This is a genomic window from Streptomyces sp. SDT5-1 (genome assembly GCF_052245995.1).
In the GTDB taxonomy this organism is placed as follows: domain Bacteria; phylum Actinomycetota; class Actinomycetes; order Streptomycetales; family Streptomycetaceae; genus Streptomyces.
The window spans coordinates 4,185,157-4,201,456 of the sequence record NZ_CM125963.1 but is presented as its reverse complement, the minus strand read 5'-3'; the positions used below and the strand labels follow the sequence as shown (position 1 = coordinate 4,201,456).

The window sequence follows — 16,300 nt, the reverse complement described above, 5'->3', positions numbered from 1 at the left end:
GACGTCGAGGCCGATGAGCACCAAGGACTTCATCGAGAAGGACTACTACAAGGTCCTCGGCGTCCCCAAGGACGCCACCGACGCCGAGATCAAGAAGGCGTACCGCAAGCTCGCCCGCGAGAACCACCCCGACGCCAACAAGGGCAACGACAAGGCGGAGGAGCGCTTCAAGGAGATCTCCGAGGCGAACGACGTCCTCGGCGACCCCAAGAAGCGCAAGGAGTACGACGAGGCGCGCGCCCTGTTCGGCAACGGCGGGTTCCGTCCGGGACCCGGCGGAGCGGGCGCGGGCGGCTCGTTCAACTTCGACCTGGGCGACCTCTTCGGAGGCGGCGCCCAGGGCGGTGGTCAGGGCGGCTTCGGCGGCGGCATAGGCGACGTGTTCGGTGGCCTGTTCAACCGGGGCGGAGCGGGCGCGGGCACGCGCACGCAGCCGCGCCGGGGCCAGGACATCGAGTCCGAGGTGACGCTCAGCTTCACCGAGGCCGTCGACGGGGCCACGGTCCCGCTGCGGATGTCGTCGCAGGCCCCCTGCAAGGCGTGCTCCGGCACCGGCGACGCGAACGGCACACCGCGCGTGTGCCCGACCTGCGTCGGCACCGGACAGGTCTCGCGGGGCGGCGGTGGCGGCTTCTCCCTCACCGACCCGTGCGTGGACTGCAAGGGCCGCGGCCTGATCGCCGAGACCCCGTGCGACACCTGCAAGGGCAGCGGGCGGGCCAAGTCCTCCCGCACCATGCAGGTCAGGATCCCGGCCGGGGTCTCCGACGGCCAGCGCATCCGCCTGCGTGGCAAGGGTGCGCCGGGCGAGCGGGGCGGCCCCGCGGGCGACCTGTACGTCGTCGTGCACGTCGACGCGCACCCCGTCTTCGGCCGCAAGGGCGACAACCTCACCGTCACCGTCCCGGTGACGTACACGGAGGCGGCGCTCGGCGGCGAGGTCAAGGTGCCCACGCTCGGCGGCCCCAGCGTCACCCTGAAGCTGCCCCCGGGCACGCCGAACGGGCGGACGATGCGGGCCCGAGGCAAGGGCGCCGTGCGCAAGGACGGCACCCGCGGGGACCTCCTCGTCACGGTCGAGGTGGCCGTCCCCACGGACCTTTCCGATGATGCCCGTACGGCCCTCGAGTCGTTCCGCAAGGCGACTGAGGACACCGACGTGCGGGCAGAACTGTTCAAGGCCGCGAAGGGAGCGTGAGTGTGATGGACGGGCAGCCGGGTCGTCGGCGCAACAACCCGTACGAACTGACCGACGAGACGCCGGTGTACGTCATCTCGGTGGCGGCACAGCTGTCCGGCCTGCACCCGCAGACCCTGCGCCAGTACGACCGCCTCGGCCTGGTCTCGCCCGACCGCACGGCCGGGCGCGGCCGGCGCTACTCGGCGCGCGACATCGAGCTGCTCCGCACGGTGCAGCACCTGTCGCAGGCCGAGGGCATCAACCTGGCGGGCATCAAGCGCATCATCGAGCTGGAGAACCAGGTCGCCGCGCTCCAGTCCCGCGTCGCGGAGCTCTCCGCGGCGGTGGAGAGCGCGGCCACCGCGATCCAGCAGCGCGAGGCCGCGGTGCACGCCTCGTACCGCCGCGACCTGGTCCCGTACCAGGAGGCGCAGCAGACGAGCGCGCTCGTGGTGTGGCGCCCGAAGCGGCCGCAGGACTGACACCGCACGCTGCCGCAGGGGCCCGGAGGTCTTCGTGACCTCCGGGCCCCTGCGCATGCCCGAGGATGGACCCATGACCGAGATCCGCACCCCACGCCTCCTGCTGCGCCGCTGGCAGCCGGACGACGACCTCGCCCCGCTCGCCGACATCCAGGCCGATCCGGCCGTGATGCGCCGCATCGGCGACGGCGCGCCGCGCTCCCTCGACGGGACCGCCGAGGACATCGAGCGCTGGGAGGACGAGTGGGACGACGAGGGCTTCGGCGTCTTCGCCGTGGAGCTCCTCGGCTCGGGCGAGCTTGCGGGCGCCGTCGGCCTGTACGTGCCGGAGGCGCCGCCGGAGGTCGCCGGGCAGGTCGCGATCCAGTGGCGGCTCGGTCGGCAGTTCTGGGGCCAGGGGTACGCCTCCGAGGCTGCGCAGGCGACGCTGGAGTTCGCGCTCCAGGACCGCGGCGTCGACCGGGTCGTCGCCGTCGCGGACGCGGGCGACGCGTCGTCGGCGAAGGTCCTCCACAAGCTGGGGATGGAGCGCCTCGACGGCGGCTCGGAGGACGACGGTCCGCGGGTGTACGCGATCGATCTGACGCAGTTCCAGGCGTGACGGGCGTGACGGGTATGGCGGGCATGACGGGTGTGACGAGCGTCAGCCTGTGAAAGTCCTGTGCACCTTGCGAAGGTGTCCGGTATTTGCTGTCTTCGGCTTCATGTGAAGAAGTAAGGGACCCGTTTTCGTTGCGGTGTGGCTTCATCTCTTGACGGCCCTTGAGCGGACGAGTTGGCTTCGAGCCACCTCGGCCGCATCGTCGCGGCCACGTCAGGGAGGTATCCGCACATGAACACGCGTATGCGTTGTGCCGCCACGGCCGGCGCCGCATCCGTCCTGCTGGTCTCGCTCTCGGCCTGCGGTGGTGTGCTGCCGGGCGACGACAGCGCGCCCAGCGCGTCCACCACCAAGGGCGACGACGTCAGGATCGGTCTGCTTCTCCCGGAGAAGGAGACCGCCCGCTACGAGAAGTTCGACCACCCGATGTTCGAGCGTCAGGTGGCGAAGCTGACGGGCGGCAAGGGCGAGCTGGTCTACGCCAACGCCAAGCAGGACGCCGCCCTCCAGCGCAAGCAGATGCAGGAGATGATCGCCGCCAAGGTCGACACGATCGTCGTGGACGCCGTGGACTCCAAGGACATCGCCTCGGCCGTGCGGAAGGCGAAGGACGCGGGCATCCACGTCATCGCGTACGACCGCCTCGCCGAGGGCCCCGTCGACGCCTACGTCGGCTTCGACAACGAGCTCGTCGGCCAGACCCAGGGCAAGGCGCTGGTCTCCGCCCTCGGCTCCAAGGCCACCAAGCGCAGCAAGATCGTCATGATCAACGGCTCGCCCGACGACCCCAACGCCGCGCAGTTCAAGCGGGCCGCCCGCGCGGAGCTGGGCAACTCCGTGACCGTCGCGAAGTCCTACGACACCGCGGGCTGGAAGCCGTCCAACGCCAAGGCCAACATGGAACAGGCCGTCAACGCGCTCGGCGTCGACAACATCGCGGGCGTGTACGTCGCCAACGACGGCATGGCCGGCGGCGTCATCGCGGCCCTCAAGGAGGTCGGCGTCACCAAGATGCCGCCGATCACCGGACAGGACGCCGAACTCGCCGCCGTGCAGCGGATCCTGACCGGCGAGCAGTACATGAGCGTCTACAAGCCGTACCCCGACGAGGCGCAGACCGCCGCCGAGATGGCCGTGCGGGTCTCGCAGGGCCGCGACATCGAGTTCGAGGCGCTGGCCATGGACCGCACCGACAGCCCGACCGACAAGCAGATCAGGACGGCGAGCGTCAGCGTCGTCGCGCTCACCAAGGACAACATCAAGAGCACCGTCGTCAAGGACAAGATCTTCAAGGTGTCGCAGATCTGCACGTCCAAGTACGCCCAGGCGTGCGCGGAGGCGGGCCTCAAGTGACCTGACCCGCAGCGCCCCTAGCCGGGATCCTCCAGAAGGCCCGACTGGCCGATCAGATAGCCCAGTTGGGCCCGGCTCTCGCTGCCCAGCGTCGCCGCCAGCTTCGCGATGTGCACCCGCACCGTCCGGATGTTCATGCCGAGCCGCTCCGCGATCACCGCGTCCGTGTGCCCCTCGATGAGCAGCCGGGCGATGGTGCGCTGCCGCGTCGTCACCCCGTCCGACGTCAGCTCCTCCGAGGCCGCCTGCGGGAACATCGGCGTCGCCAGCTGCCACAACCGCTCGAACGTCGTGGCGAGATAGCTGATCAGCGCCGGATGCCGGACCTCCAGGGCCACCGTGCGGTCCGGGTTCGCCGGGATGAACGCGACCGTGCGGTCCAGCATCACGAGCCGCTCGGTCACCTCGTCGAGCGTGCGCACCTGCACATCGCCGCAAAGTTGCTCGTAGTGCGCCGTGACGGCGGGCGAGTGCCGGGCCGTGTGCTGGTACAGGGTGCGCATCCGGCCGCCGCCGCTGAGGAGCTGCTGCTCGCGCGGGAGCGCCGCCGCGAGCCCCTGCGGCGGCCGCCTGCCGCCCGGCTGGATCGTCAGGAGCTCCTGCGAGGCCTCGCCCGCCGCCTCGTCGATCGCCTCGTTGATCCGCTGGAACCCCATCAGGACCCGGAACATCGGCGTACTGGGAATCGACGCGCGCTGCGTCTCCAGCGCGATCAGCGGCGCGAACTGGTCCGCGAGCCGCGAACTGCGCCGCCGCTGCCGCTCGATCTCCTCCTCGTACTGGCCGAGCAGTCGCGGCAGCGCCACCGCGGGCGCCACGGGCCGCAGCGTCGTCGGATCGTCGTCCGCCGACACCAGCAGACCGAACCGGAGCAGGCACGGCGCCGGCTCCACGTCGCGCTTGTGGACGCGGCCCTCGCGCAGGGCCTTCGCGTACAGCTCGGAGCCCTCCCTGCACAGCTCGTCCGCGCCGTGGGCGTGGGTCTCCTGCTGCGCCGGGGTGTGCGATTCGGTCGTCACGAATCCTGCTCCAGCATCCCCGACTGGGCGATGAGATAGCCGAGCTGGGCCCGGCTGCCGCTGCCGAGCGCCGCGGCGATCTTGGCTATGTGGGCGCGGCAGGTCCGTACGTTCATGCCGAGCCGACGGGCGATCGCCTCGTCGACGTGCCCCTCGATGAGCAGTTTGGCGATGGAGCGCTGAACACCGGTGATTCCTTCGGGAGTCGACTCGTAGGGGACGTCATCCTGCAAGGGGGTGGCACGGCGCCACATGTGGTCGAAGACGTTGATCAGGTACTGCACCAGACCGGGATGGCGCAGCTCCAGCGCCATGCTGTCGCCCGCCTCGGCCGGGATGAACGCCACGTCGTGATCGCAGATGATGAGCCGCTCGATGAGTTCCTCGAGCGTCCTGATCTCTACCCTGGCACCCGCCATCTTGTCCATGTAGGCGAAGGTGTTCTGGCTGTATCGCACCGTGTGCTGGTACAGGGTGCGCATCGATATGCCGCGCTCGATGAGCGGCCGGCTGCGCTCGAGTGCCTCGCTCAGCAGATGCTCGCTGCGGCCCCCGCCGGGCTGCACGGTCAGTACCTCCGTGCGGCTCTCCGCGATCGCCTTGTCGAGCGCCGCCTTGATCCGGCCGCCGCCCTCGAGCACGGTGATGGCGTGGGTGGTCGCCGGCATCTGTGCGCTGATCGCCATGAACGGCTGGAAAACGGCGGTGAGTTCTCCGGAGAGCTGTCGCCGTTCGTGGATTTCCCGCTCAATGGGCTGCAACCGCTGCGAGAGTACGACCGAAGGGGGAACCGGACGCAGCCAGTCCGCGTCGTCCGGATCCGGGTGCAGAAGCGCGAATTCCAGCAGGCAGGGAGCTGACTCGATCTCGGCGCGGGCGACACGTCCCGCGCTCAGTGCGGTGGCGTAAAGGCGCTCCCCCTCCGGGCACAGCTCAGTGACTGGATGAGGATGTGTCGCTTTTGGGCTGCTCGTAGGCAAATCTCCACCCCCCAGGGTCCTGAACGTGCAGGAACATGATGCATCGCCGCTGTGGTTTCCATGTGCCCGAATGAGTCATCGTCTGTGGTGCGGGGGAGAAGAAGCCATCAAGTAAGGACGAAGCCGACATGAGTAAGAGAATGCTTCGCTCAGTGCTCGGCGCGGCGGTCGCGGCTGTTGCGCTGGCGCTCGGCACCGCCGGTGCCGCTACGCCCGGCGATGTGGCCTGGGGCTCTGATCAGGTCGGTACGCAGAGCGTGGCGACCGTCGACAGTGCGGCCGGCGCCGACGACGTCGCGTGGGGAGTCGCTCCCGTGACCGGAGGCGGCGGCGAATGATCACCCCGCCCGACGACCGGTCATTACGCCGCGAGATGGCGATCGCCTACCGGTCCGGTTGGCACACGATCGACCTCGTGAGCGCGATTCCGAACTCCGGTGACTCCCTCATGGTCACCCTGTTCGGAGAACCCATCATCGTGGTCCGCGAGGGCGACGACATCCGGGCGTACCGGTGCCTGCGCCGCCCGCGCGGGGCCCCACAGCCGGTACGGACGGTCGTCCGGTACGGGATGATCTTCGTCAACCTCGACCAGCGGGACCATCAACTGGTCGGCGAGGCGGACCCCCATGCGAACACCGCCTCGCAGTCCCACCAGCCAAGCCCATCGGCCACCCCCCGCAGTGCCTGACGCGATGCCCCCGTCGTTGTAGATCGCGCAGGTGCTTCCCCCCTGCAGCGGCGTCACCGTGTACCTGACACGGTGGCGCCGCTGCGGTCGTCAGAGCGTCTTGCCCGTCGCAGGCCCCACCAGGATGCCCTCGTCGAAGGAGTCGACGCGGACCGTGTCGCCGTCTTTGACCTCGCCCGCGAGGATTTCCTTCGCGAGGCGGTCGCCGATGGCCGTCTGGATCAGGCGGCGCAGGGGTCGGGCGCCGTAGGCCGGGTCGTTGCCCTCGTCGGCGAGCCAGGACAGGGCCTCGTCGGAGACGTCGAGGGTGAGGCGGCGGTCGGCGAGGCGCTTGGCCAGGCGGTCGAGCTGGAGGCGCGCGATGCGCTTCAGCTCGTCCTTCTCCAGGGCGGAGAAGACCACGAGGTCGTCGAGGCGGTTGAGGAATTCGGGCTTGAAGCTCGCCCGGACCACCTCGAGGACCTGTTCCTTCTTCGTCTCCGCGCTCGTGATCGGGTCGATCAGGAACTGGCTGCCCAGGTTCGACGTGAGGATCAGGATCGTGTTGCGGAAGTCGACCGTGCGGCCCTGGCCGTCGGTGAGGCGGCCGTCGTCGAGGACCTGGAGGAGGATGTCGAAGACCTCGGGGTGGGCCTTTTCGACCTCGTCCAGGAGCACGACGGAGTACGGGCGGCGGCGGACGGACTCGGTGAGCTGGCCGCCCTCCTCGTAGCCGACGTAGCCGGGAGGCGCGCCGACCAGGCGGGCGACGCTGTGCTTCTCGCTGTACTCCGACATGTCGATGCGGATCATGGCCCGCTCGTCGTCGAAGAGGAAGTCGGCGAGCGCCTTGGCGAGCTCGGTCTTTCCCACGCCCGTCGGGCCCAGGAAGAGGAAGGAACCGGTGGGGCGGTCCGGGTCGGCGATGCCCGCGCGGGTGCGGCGGACCGCGTCGGAGACCGCGCGGACCGCTTCGGTCTGGCCGATCAGGCGCCTGCCGAGTTCGTCCTCCATGCGCAGCAGCTTCTGCGTCTCGCCCTCCAGGAGGCGGCCCGCCGGGATGCCGGTCCAGGAGGCGACCACGTCGGCGATGTCGTCGGGGCCGACCTCCTCCTTGACCATGGTGTCCTTCGCGGCCTCCTCCTCGGCCTCGGACGCTTCCTCCAGGTCGCGTTCGAGCGTGGGGATCTCGCCGTAGAGGAGCTTGGACGCGGTGTCGAAGTCGCCGTCGCGCTGGGCCCGCTCGGCCTGGCCGCGGAGTTCGTCGAGCTTCTCCTTCAGCTCACCGACGCGGTTGAGGGACTGCTTCTCCTTCTCCCAGCGCGCGGTGAGTCCGCGCAGCTCCTCCTCCTTGTCGGCGAGGTCGCGGCGGAGCTTTTCGAGGCGGTCGCGGGAGGCCGGGTCGGTCTCCTTGGCGAGGGCCATCTCCTCCATCTTCAACCGGTCGACCGAGCGCTGGAGCTCGTCGATCTCGACGGGGGACGAGTCGATCTCCATGCGCAGCCGGGACGCCGCCTCGTCGACGAGGTCGATGGCCTTGTCGGGGAGGAAGCGGGAGGTGATGTACCGGTCGGAGAGGGAGGCCGCGGCGACGAGGGCGCTGTCGTTGATCTGGACCTTGTGGTGGGCCTCGTAGCGGCCCTTCAGGCCTCGGAGGATCGCGATGGAGTCCTCCACCGACGGCTCGGCCACCAGCACCTGCTGGAAGCGGCGCTCCAGGGCCGGGTCCTTCTCGATGCGCTCGCGGTACTCGTCGAGCGTGGTCGCGCCGACCATGCGGAGTTCGCCGCGGGCGAGCATCGGCTTGAGCATGTTGCCCGCGTCCATGGCGGAGTCGCCGCCCGCGCCCGCGCCGACGACCGTGTGCAGCTCGTCGATGAAGGTGATGATCTGGCCGTCGCTCTCCTTGATCTCGGAGAGGACGGTCTTGAGGCGCTCCTCGAACTCGCCGCGGTACTTGGCGCCCGCGACCATCGCCCCGAGGTCGAGCGACACGAGCCGCTTGTCCTTCAGGGACTCCGGTACGTCGCCCTTGACGATGCGCTGGGCGAGGCCCTCGACGACGGCGGTCTTGCCGACGCCGGGCTCGCCGATGAGCACCGGGTTGTTCTTCGTACGCCGTGACAGCACCTGGACGACGCGGCGGATCTCCTGGTCACGGCCGATGACCGGGTCGAGCTTGCCGTCGCGGGCGGCCGCGGTGAAGTCCGTGCCGAACTTCTCCAGCGCCTTGTAGGACCCCTCGGGGTCGGGTGTGGTCACCCGGCGCCCTCCCCTGTTCTTGGTGAATGCCTCGGCCAGCTTCTTGGCACTGGCCCCGTTCTGCGTGAGCACGTCGGCCGCCGCGCCGCCCTTGGCGGCGATGCCGATGAGTAGGTGTTCCGTGGAGAGGTACTCGTCGCCGAGGTCCTTGGCCCGCTCGGAGGCGTCGGCGATGACGGCGAGCAGCTCGCGGTTGGGCTGGGGCGGCGCGACGGTGGACCCGGTCACGCTGGGCTGCGCGGCGACGGCCCGCTCGGCGCCGGCCCTGACCTGGGCCTGGTCGGCGTCGACGGCCGCCAGGAGGTCGGTGATGTTCTCGTTGTCCTGGCCCTCGAGCAGGGCGAGGAGCAGGTGGGCCGGGGTCAGATCCGGGTTGCCCCCGGACACGGCCCGGCTGCTCGCCGCGTTGATCGCGTCGCGGCTCCGGTTCGTCAGCTCGGCGTCCACGTGCCTGTTCTCCTCCACGTACTAGGGAAACTCACTCTGACACTTCCAACGTGCACAAAGTTGAGTCTATTCCACTCAAGGCGGATCGCGACAGCGCCCCGGCCCTCGGGATCGGGTTCCCCGGGCTCTGGGATAGGTTCCCGCCCATGGCCAAGCGCATCGACCTCGACGCCCCCGGTTCCGCGTTTCTCGACTTCTGGCGGGAGCGGCACCTGTGCACGCTGACGACGCTGCGGGCGAACGGCACGCCGCACGTGGTGCCGGTCGGGGTGACGTACGACGCGCAGGCGCGGATCGCACGGGTCATCACCGGCAAGGGCACCCGGAAGGCGGCGCACGTCGTCGAGGGCTCGGGGCGGGTCGCGGTCTGCCAGGTCGACGGCCGGTGGTGGGCGACGCTGGAGGGGGCGGCGACGGTGCGCACGGAGCCGGCGGAGGTCGCGGAGGCGGAGCGCAGGTACGCCGAGCGCTACAAGACGCCGCGGCCGAATCCGGACCGGGTGGTCATCGAGATCGCGGTGGACCGCGCGACGGCGAATCTGCCGAAGGACGCTGAGAACGAACTGCCTGCGTAGCCGTCCGCCCGGGAATCGCTGTCACTCGTACGGGCGCAAGACGTGATGTTCGACTCCACGTCGATGCGCGGTCCTGCATGGTCACGAGGTCAGTCGTGCCTCAAGGGGGAGACCACCCGTGCGCCGTGTTCTCGCAGTTCAACGCATCAGCCGTGACACCGAGTCGTCGTCCGCCCTGATCCGGCAGGACGAGGAACTCAGCGTGGCCCTGTGCGCGGGCGCGTACGAGGAAGTGGGCAGAGTTGTCGACTCGACGGTGTCAGGAGCGGTCAATCTGGACCAGCGGGCCAGCCTCGGCAAGTGGTTGCGGGCCCCACTGGTCGACGAGTGGGACGCGCTCATGGTCACGAGCCAGGACCGCATCACACGCGACGACATGCACTGGTGGCAGTTCGTCGACTGGGTGCTGAAGAACGGGAAGAGCGTCCTCGTGCTCGACGACCCCACCTTCGACATCACCACCGAGGACGGCCGCATGGTCGCGGGCATCAAGGCGGCCCAGGCCGCAAAGTACCGGCGTGTGGTGCAGGAGAAGCAGCTGAACCGCACCGCCTACTTCCGCGACAACAGGCTGTGGAACGGCGGGATCTGGCCGTACGGATATCGCGCCGTGGCCTTCGACTTCAAGGGAGAACGCCGGAAACGCCTCATTCCGGATCCGGTGACGGCGCCGCTGGTGCGCGAGGCCTTCGCACGCCTCGTCAGCGGTTCCTGCACGGTGTACGCCATCGTGCAGGACTGGAACGAACGGGGCGTGCCGACGGCCCGTGACCACCAGCGCCGCGTGCAGAATGCCGAGCGGCCGGAGCACGAACACAAGGCCGAATCCGGCGGTTACTGGGCTGTCACGCCGCTGCGCAACATGCTGCGGTCGCAGGCGCTCACAGGCGCCATGATGCATCGGTCCCGGCCCGTCCTCGGCGATGACGGACTCGTCGTGAGGTGGACCGATCCCATCCTCACGTCCGAGGAGTTCGCCGCGCTTCAGACGGCTCTCGACACGGGCCACAGCGTGGTCATGTCCGCAGCCGTGGCAACGAAGAAGGCTCCCAGGACGCCCCTCGCGGGTGTCGTCCGCTGCTTCTGCGGCGCTCCGATGCACGTACGGACACAGCGCAACGCGCTGAAGGGTGGTGGTACGTCGCGGCTGGAGTACTACAACTGCCGGACCACCGCGGAGGGGCCCCGATGCGAGCTGCCGGCGTCCTGGTCGGTGGCGGGATTGCACGAACGCGTGGAGCAGCACTTCCTGAGCCTCCTGGGCGACCGGGACATCACGAAGCGCACGCTCGTGCCGGGACGCGACCGCTCGGCGACGATCACCGAACTGCGAAAGGCCGTCGACAACCTCGCCGTCGCCGTCGCGACCGCGCAGAGCCCGGCCGCCGTCGAGGCGCTGACCAGGAAGCTGGACGACACCTCGCGGACCCTCGCCGCGCTGGAGAGCGAGCCGGTGATCCGACCGCGCTGGATCGAGGAATCCTGTGGCGAGACGTACGGGCAGCGGTGGCGCGGCCTCGACACGTGGACGAGCCGCGCCGAGCTGCTCAGGGAAGCGGGCGTCACGTATTTCGTCCGCGGACAGCGGACGGGGCAGGAGTTGTTCGCGCATCTGCCGGACCACCACGTGGTACGTGAAGCCGAAGAGCCCGAGGAGGCCGCGCGGACGTACCTCGCGGGGCTCCGGGTGGAGCGGGGGCTGGGAGCGGAACTGTGGCCTTTTCGGAGGCCGCGGGGCGCGTAACCGGCGCACATTTCAGAATCGGCCCAAAGATGCAAGGCTGGTCCTGCCAAGGCATCGCACCGGGCACCCTTGGCCGCAAGGGGCGGTCCGTACGATGGGCCGAAACCACAGTGTCAGGAGCAGGAATCTTGTCTATCGACCCGTCCTCGATTCCCAACTTCGGGGGACAGCCCGAGCCGCAGGAGGGGGCGGGACCGGCCGGTCCCGTCGTTCCCGACCAGGACCTGGTCAAGCAGCTCCTGGAGCAGATGGAGCTCAAGTACGTCGTCGACGAAGAGGGTGACCTCGCGGCGCCGTGGGAGGAGTTCCGTACGTACTTCATGTTCCGTGGCGAGGGCGACCAGCAGGTCTTCTCGGTGCGGACGTTCTACGACCGGCCGCACGGCATCGAGGTCAAGCCGCAGCTGCTCGAGTCGATCGACGACTGGAACCGCCGCACGCTGTGGCCGAAGGTCTACAGCCACACCCACGACGACGGCACCGTCCGCCTCATCGGCGAGGCGCAGATGCTGATCGGCACCGGGGTGTCGCTGGAGCACTTCGTGTCGTCGACGGTCAGCTGGGTGCGCGCCGCGATCGAGTTCGACCGCTGGCTCGTGGAGCAGCTCGGCCTGGAGGCCGAGGTCGACTCCGCGGAGAAGCCGGAGGACGGCGACGACTCCGAGTGAGCCGCTGAGCCGATCACGTACGAGAGCCCGCCCCTGCGAGGGGGCGGGCTCTCGTCGTCGTGGGCCGGTTACAGGGCCTTGAGGCGGGCCGCCGCCTCGCTGAGGACGGTGTCCTGCTTGCAGAAGGCGAAGCGGACGAAGGGGGCGCCGGCGGTGCGGTCGTCGTAGAAGACGGCGTTGGGGACGGCGACGACGCCGCAGCGTTCGGGGAGGGCGCGGCAGAAGGCGAAGCCGTCGTCGAAGCCGAGGGGGCGGATGTCGGTGGTGATGAAGTAGGTGCCCTGGGGGCGGAAGACGGTGAAGCCGGCGTCCTCGAGGCCGGTGGCGAGGAGTTCGCGCTTGGCGGTCATGGTGGCGCGGAAGTCGGTGAAGTACGTGTCGGGGAGGGCGAGGGCCTCGGCGACGGCGTACTGGAAGGGGCCGGCGGAGACGTAGGTGAGGAACTGCTTCGCGGAGCGGACGGCCGTGACGAGTTCGGGGGTGGAGGTGATCCAGCCGACCTTCCAGCCGGTGAAGGAGAACGTCTTCCCGGCGGAGCCGATGGTGACGGTGCGCTCGCGCATGCCGGGGAGCGTGGCGAGCGGGATGTGTTCGGCGTCGCCGTAGGTGAGGTGTTCGTAGACCTCGTCGGTGACGACCAGGAGGTCGTGTTCGACGGCGAGTTCGGCGATGGTGGTGAGTTCGGCGCGGGTGAGGACGGTGCCGGTGGGGTTGTGGGGGGTGTTGATGAGGAGGAGGCGGGTGCGGGGGGTGATCGCGTCGCGGAGTTCGTCGAGGTCGAGGCGGAACGAGCCTTCGTGGGGGCGGAGGGTGACGGGGACGCGGGTGCCGCCGGCCAGGGCGATGCTCGCGGCGTACGAGTCGTAGTAGGGCTCGAAGGCGATGACCTCGTCGCCGGGTTCGACGAGGGCGAGGAGGGAGGCGGCGATGGCCTCGGTGGCGCCCGCGGTGACGAGGACCTCGCGGTCGGGGTCGAACTCCATGCCGTAGCGGCGCCGCTGGTGGTCGGCGACGGCGGTGCGCAGCTCGGGGATGCCGGGGCCGGGCGGGTACTGGTTGCCGTGGCCTTCGCGCAGCGCCCGTACGGCGGCCTCGCGCACCTGCTCGGGGCCGTCGGTGTCGGGGAAGCCCTGGCCGAGGTTGATGGCGCCGGTCTTGACGGCGAGCGCGGACATCTCGGCGAAGATCGTGGTCCCGAACTCGGCGAGGCGGCGGTTGAGGAGGGGGCGTGCGCTGGAGGTCATGCGGGTCATCGTGCGCCGAACCTCTGGAGTTCCTCAACTCCTGCTTGGCCCGCCGTGGGCGGGGGCATTCCCCTGTCACGCCCGCACGGGGCGGCCCCTCGGGGGACACGGGGGAAGAGAAGGGAGGGCCGGTGATGGGTGTGTTCTTCATCGTGGTCTTCGTGGTGCTGGTCGTCGCCATCGTGCTCGGTACGGCGAAGGCGGGTGGCAGTGGGCGGTCGCCCAGCACCTCGCTCAGGAAGAAGGACCGGCGCGCGAAGAGCAGCTGGTGGGCCGGTGGTGGCGCCGCGACGGGTGGCGGGTACGGCTGTTCGTCCTCGTCGTCGGGGGACTCCGGTGGGCATCACGGTCATTCGTGCGGTGGTGGCCACTCGTGCGGTGGGTCGTCGTGCGGTGGCGGCTCGTCGTGCGGCGGCGGGGGTGGCTGCGGGGGCGGCAGCTGACGGTTCGGATCGGTTCGGGTGTCCGGCCCGCGCGGAGGCGACTGACACGGGGCAGTCGGTCCGCGTGGGCCGCACGTTTGTCCGGGTGTGCCCCCGGAGGTTGTGCGCCGGGCGCGAAAGGTGCTCGCGAAAGTTGAACAGTTGAGCTGAGCTGCCCTCGGGGGGATGGAAACCCTCCGAAGTTGGGTAAAAACGCTGTGGCGGTGCATCCCCCCATGATTCCCTTTAACCGTCAACGCAGCCCTCGTTCTACGTAGTTATCGCGTTCGCGTGGGCACGAGCCGGCCCCTTTGATCCAGCCGGCCACACCTCCCTTTGCGTGCTAGCGGAGCCGACCCATGCTCACGACCCTGAACACCGCCTACACCGATACGAGCGCCGCCGATCTGGCCTGGGCCCTCGGCCGGGAGCCCCTGCCCGCCCTGGCCACGCTCGACCTCGACATCGACGACGCCAGGCTTCAGTTGAGGCTGCTCGGCGCCTCCCACCAGGTCCTGCTGGAGGAGGAGCGCGGCACCTGTTCGGAGACCGTGGCGTGCATCCCCGGCAGCAGCACCCCGCTGCCGCTGGGTGTCGCCAAGCGGCTCGGCGACTGGGAGTACGAGTTCGCGGCCCGTGTCGAGCATTTGACGGCGGGTCAATTCGCGGGGCGTGCGCAGGAGCTGCTCGCGCTCGTCGCCGACCATCCGAACGGGCTCGCGGGTGTCTTCCCCGGCAGCCCGCACGCGTTCACCGCGATGCTGGCGCAGCGGTACGAGGGTCAGGTGCACTGGCGTACGTGGCACGCGTATCCGCAGGACGGCCAGCTCGTCGCCACCCGGACCCGGGTGGGGGCGCGGATGCCGGTGGCCGCCGCGCTCTAGTCGCGTGCGGTCGCGGACGGTCGCGTGCGGTCGAGGTGGGGAGCGTCGCAGGTGACGGTATGCCTGCGGTCCGCGGGTTCCACACGTGTGGGTGACTGGACGGAGTCAAACCGTGACGTAGCGTTCCAGGCGTGATCGAACCGCACGCGCCCGCACCTGCTTCAGGCCCCAGGTCCTTGGGCGGCCCGGTCCGGTCCCCGCTTCCGGTGAAGCCCGGCACCGGCCGCTTCCTCGTCCTCGTGGGCGTCTTCGTGTGCGCGGCGTGCGGGCTCGTCTACGAGCTCGAACTGGTGGCGCTGGCCTCGTACTTGATGGGCGACTCGGTCACCCAGGCGTCCGTCGTGCTGTCCGTCATGGTGTTCGCGATGGGGCTCGGCTCGCTGGCCGCGAAGCGGTTGCGGCTGCGGGCGGCGGTGGGCTTCGGGATGATCGAGGCGCTGCTCGCGCTGGTCGGCGGGTGCAGTGCGATGACCCTGTACGCGGTGTTCGCGTGGACGGGGGACTGGGGCGGGGCCTGGGCGGAGGGGCCGCGCTGGCTGCTCGTCGCGTTCTCGCTGGCGATCGGGGTGCTGATCGGGGCGGAAGTGCCGCTGCTCATGGTGCTGATCCAGCGGATCAGGCGGCAGGACGCGGGCGGCGCGGTCGCGGACCTGTTCGCGGCGGACTATGTGGGGGCACTGGTCGGCGGTCTCGCCTTCCCCTTTCTTCTGCTGCCGCTGCTCGGGCAGTTGACGGGGGCGCTGCTCACGGGGGCGATCAACGCGCTGGCGGGCGCGGTGCTGGTGCTCGGCCTGTTCCGGCGGGACCTGAGCCGGCGGGCCCGCTGGCTGCTGATCGTCGCGAACGTGACGGTGCTCGGGGTGCTGGCGACGTCCTGGGTGCTGGTCGACGACTTCGAGCGGGCGGCGCGGCACGCGCTGTTCGGGGCGGACGTCCGGGTCGCCGTGCAGAGCGGGGTGCAGGAGGTGGTGCTCACGGGCGGCGGGAACCGGCCCGGCGCGCTCTTCCTCGACGGCAGGCTGCGGGCGGACGGGCGCGACGGGGGCCGCCCCCACCGGCGGCTCGTCGACCCGGCGATGAGCGGGGGGCCGCGGGCGCGGGTGCTGATCCTGGGCGGCGGCGACGGGCTCGCGGCCCGCGAGGTGCTGCGGCACCGGGGCGTGCGCCGCGTCGACGTCGTGGACCCCGACCGGGAGGTGGTGCGGCTCGCGCGCACGGATCCCGGTCTCACCGCGATGAACGGGCGGTCGCTGGCGGATCCGCGGGTGCGGGTGGTGACGGGGGACGTGTTCGGGTGGCTGCGGAGCGCCCCGCGGGCGGCGCCGTACGACGTGGTGGTGTGCGATCTGCCCGACCCCGGCAGCGCGGCGAGCACGAAGCTGTACTCGCAGGAGTTCTACGGCCTGGTGGGCAGGGTCCTCACGGACCGGGGGCGCCTCGCGGTGCGGGTGGCGGGCGGCGGGCAGGCCCTGGACACGGCGTCCGCGACGGTGCGCTCGGCGGGCCTGCACCTGGTGGCGTACCGGGGCGGCGAAGGCGAGAAGGGCGTCGGCTACGTGCTGGCGGGCTGGACCCTTCCGCAGGCACCGGCCGCGGGGCGGGTGCCGCGGCCGGGCGAGGGGCACGCGCCGTCGACGTTGGTGCATCCGCGGTTCGGGGACTAGGGCCCTTCCGACGGATCAGGCTGGGCCCCTGGGGCGGGCCCCGGCGGGCCGGAAAGTACGACCCGCGGCCGGGAAGGGGGTACACGTGAGCGACGGGGTCGCTAG

Annotated in this window: 16 protein-coding genes; 12 read left to right on the top strand and 4 right to left on the bottom strand. The window is 70.3% G+C overall.

Features of this window, described 5'->3' with window-relative positions:
• Window positions 1-13 precede the first annotated feature (13 nt).
• The 4 genes from dnaJ to ACTWJ8_RS19365 all read left to right on the top strand — a co-directional run bounded on the left by dnaJ (window position 14) and on the right by ACTWJ8_RS19365 (window position 3,616).
• Complete coding sequence (gene dnaJ, locus ACTWJ8_RS19380; protein WP_356386974.1) at window positions 14-1,198, top strand: molecular chaperone DnaJ; 1,185 nt, start codon at window positions 14-16, stop codon at window positions 1,196-1,198.
• 5 nt (window positions 1,199-1,203) lie between these two features.
• A complete protein-coding gene (locus tag ACTWJ8_RS19375; RefSeq protein WP_356386977.1) occupies window positions 1,204-1,662 on the top strand; it encodes a heat shock protein transcriptional repressor HspR in 459 nt (152 codons plus the stop codon).
• Window positions 1,663-1,735: 73 nt separating this feature from the next.
• Complete coding sequence (locus ACTWJ8_RS19370; RefSeq protein ID WP_356386980.1) at window positions 1,736-2,263, top strand: GNAT family N-acetyltransferase; 528 nt, start codon at window positions 1,736-1,738, stop codon at window positions 2,261-2,263.
• A 231-nt stretch (window positions 2,264-2,494) separates the two neighbouring features.
• A complete protein-coding gene (locus ACTWJ8_RS19365) occupies window positions 2,495-3,616 on the top strand; it encodes a sugar ABC transporter substrate-binding protein (protein ID WP_356386983.1) in 1,122 nt (373 codons plus the stop codon).
• A gap of 17 nt (window positions 3,617-3,633) precedes the next feature.
• Here ACTWJ8_RS19365 and ACTWJ8_RS19360 read toward each other — a convergent pair whose 3' ends face one another.
• Window positions 3,634-4,635, bottom strand: coding sequence for a LuxR C-terminal-related transcriptional regulator (locus ACTWJ8_RS19360; protein WP_443264670.1), 1,002 nt, complete (start codon window positions 4,633-4,635; stop codon window positions 3,634-3,636).
• On the bottom strand, window positions 4,632-5,615 hold the full coding sequence (locus tag ACTWJ8_RS19355; protein ID WP_356386989.1) for a helix-turn-helix transcriptional regulator: 984 nt from the start codon (window positions 5,613-5,615) through the stop codon (window positions 4,632-4,634). Before ACTWJ8_RS19355 ends, ACTWJ8_RS19360 begins: the two co-directional genes overlap by 4 nt.
• 128 nt (window positions 5,616-5,743) lie before the next feature.
• On the opposite strand from ACTWJ8_RS19355, the gene ACTWJ8_RS19350 reads away from it, so the two are divergent.
• On the top strand, window positions 5,744-5,953 hold the full coding sequence (locus tag ACTWJ8_RS19350; protein WP_356386992.1) for a hypothetical protein: 210 nt from the start codon (window positions 5,744-5,746) through the stop codon (window positions 5,951-5,953).
• Window positions 5,950-6,306 (top strand): hypothetical protein, encoded by a 357-nt coding sequence (locus tag ACTWJ8_RS19345; RefSeq protein WP_356386995.1) that lies wholly within the window; start codon window positions 5,950-5,952, stop codon window positions 6,304-6,306. Before ACTWJ8_RS19350 ends, ACTWJ8_RS19345 begins: the two co-directional genes overlap by 4 nt.
• A gap of 90 nt (window positions 6,307-6,396) precedes the next feature.
• Here the strand turns inward: ACTWJ8_RS19345 and clpB are convergent, their stop codons facing one another.
• On the bottom strand, window positions 6,397-8,994 hold the full coding sequence (gene clpB, locus ACTWJ8_RS19340) for an ATP-dependent chaperone ClpB (RefSeq protein ID WP_356386998.1): 2,598 nt from the start codon (window positions 8,992-8,994) through the stop codon (window positions 6,397-6,399).
• Between the two features lie 146 nt (window positions 8,995-9,140).
• On the opposite strand from clpB, the gene ACTWJ8_RS19335 reads away from it, so the two are divergent.
• The 3 genes from ACTWJ8_RS19335 to ACTWJ8_RS19325 all read left to right on the top strand — a co-directional run bounded on the left by ACTWJ8_RS19335 (window position 9,141) and on the right by ACTWJ8_RS19325 (window position 11,981).
• The gene (locus ACTWJ8_RS19335; RefSeq protein WP_356387001.1) at window positions 9,141-9,569 is read left to right on the top strand and encodes a pyridoxamine 5'-phosphate oxidase family protein; all 429 of its coding nucleotides are present in this window, start codon (window positions 9,141-9,143) and stop codon (window positions 9,567-9,569) included.
• 118 nt (window positions 9,570-9,687) lie between these two features.
• Window positions 9,688-11,313 carry a recombinase family protein gene (locus tag ACTWJ8_RS19330; protein WP_356387004.1) on the top strand — a complete coding sequence of 542 codons (1,626 nt, stop codon included), beginning with the start codon at window positions 9,688-9,690 and terminating at the stop codon, window positions 11,311-11,313.
• A gap of 128 nt (window positions 11,314-11,441) precedes the next feature.
• Window positions 11,442-11,981, top strand: coding sequence for a YbjN domain-containing protein (locus ACTWJ8_RS19325; protein WP_356387007.1), 540 nt, complete (start codon window positions 11,442-11,444; stop codon window positions 11,979-11,981).
• A gap of 68 nt (window positions 11,982-12,049) precedes the next feature.
• Here ACTWJ8_RS19325 and ACTWJ8_RS19320 read toward each other — a convergent pair whose 3' ends face one another.
• A complete protein-coding gene (locus ACTWJ8_RS19320) occupies window positions 12,050-13,234 on the bottom strand; it encodes a pyridoxal phosphate-dependent aminotransferase (RefSeq protein WP_356387010.1) in 1,185 nt (394 codons plus the stop codon).
• Window positions 13,235-13,359: 125 nt separating this feature from the next.
• Between ACTWJ8_RS19320 and ACTWJ8_RS19315 the strand changes: the two genes are divergently transcribed.
• From ACTWJ8_RS19315 to ACTWJ8_RS19305, 3 genes are all read left to right on the top strand, one after another.
• Window positions 13,360-13,668, top strand: coding sequence for a hypothetical protein (locus ACTWJ8_RS19315; RefSeq protein WP_356387013.1), 309 nt, complete (start codon window positions 13,360-13,362; stop codon window positions 13,666-13,668).
• 338 nt (window positions 13,669-14,006) lie between these two features.
• Complete coding sequence (locus ACTWJ8_RS19310) at window positions 14,007-14,531, top strand: DUF2617 family protein (RefSeq protein WP_356387016.1); 525 nt, start codon at window positions 14,007-14,009, stop codon at window positions 14,529-14,531.
• A gap of 131 nt (window positions 14,532-14,662) precedes the next feature.
• Entirely contained in the window at window positions 14,663-16,195 is a 1,533-nt protein-coding gene (locus tag ACTWJ8_RS19305; RefSeq protein ID WP_443264668.1) for a polyamine aminopropyltransferase, read from the top strand.
• Window positions 16,196-16,300: the final 105 nt, after the last annotated feature.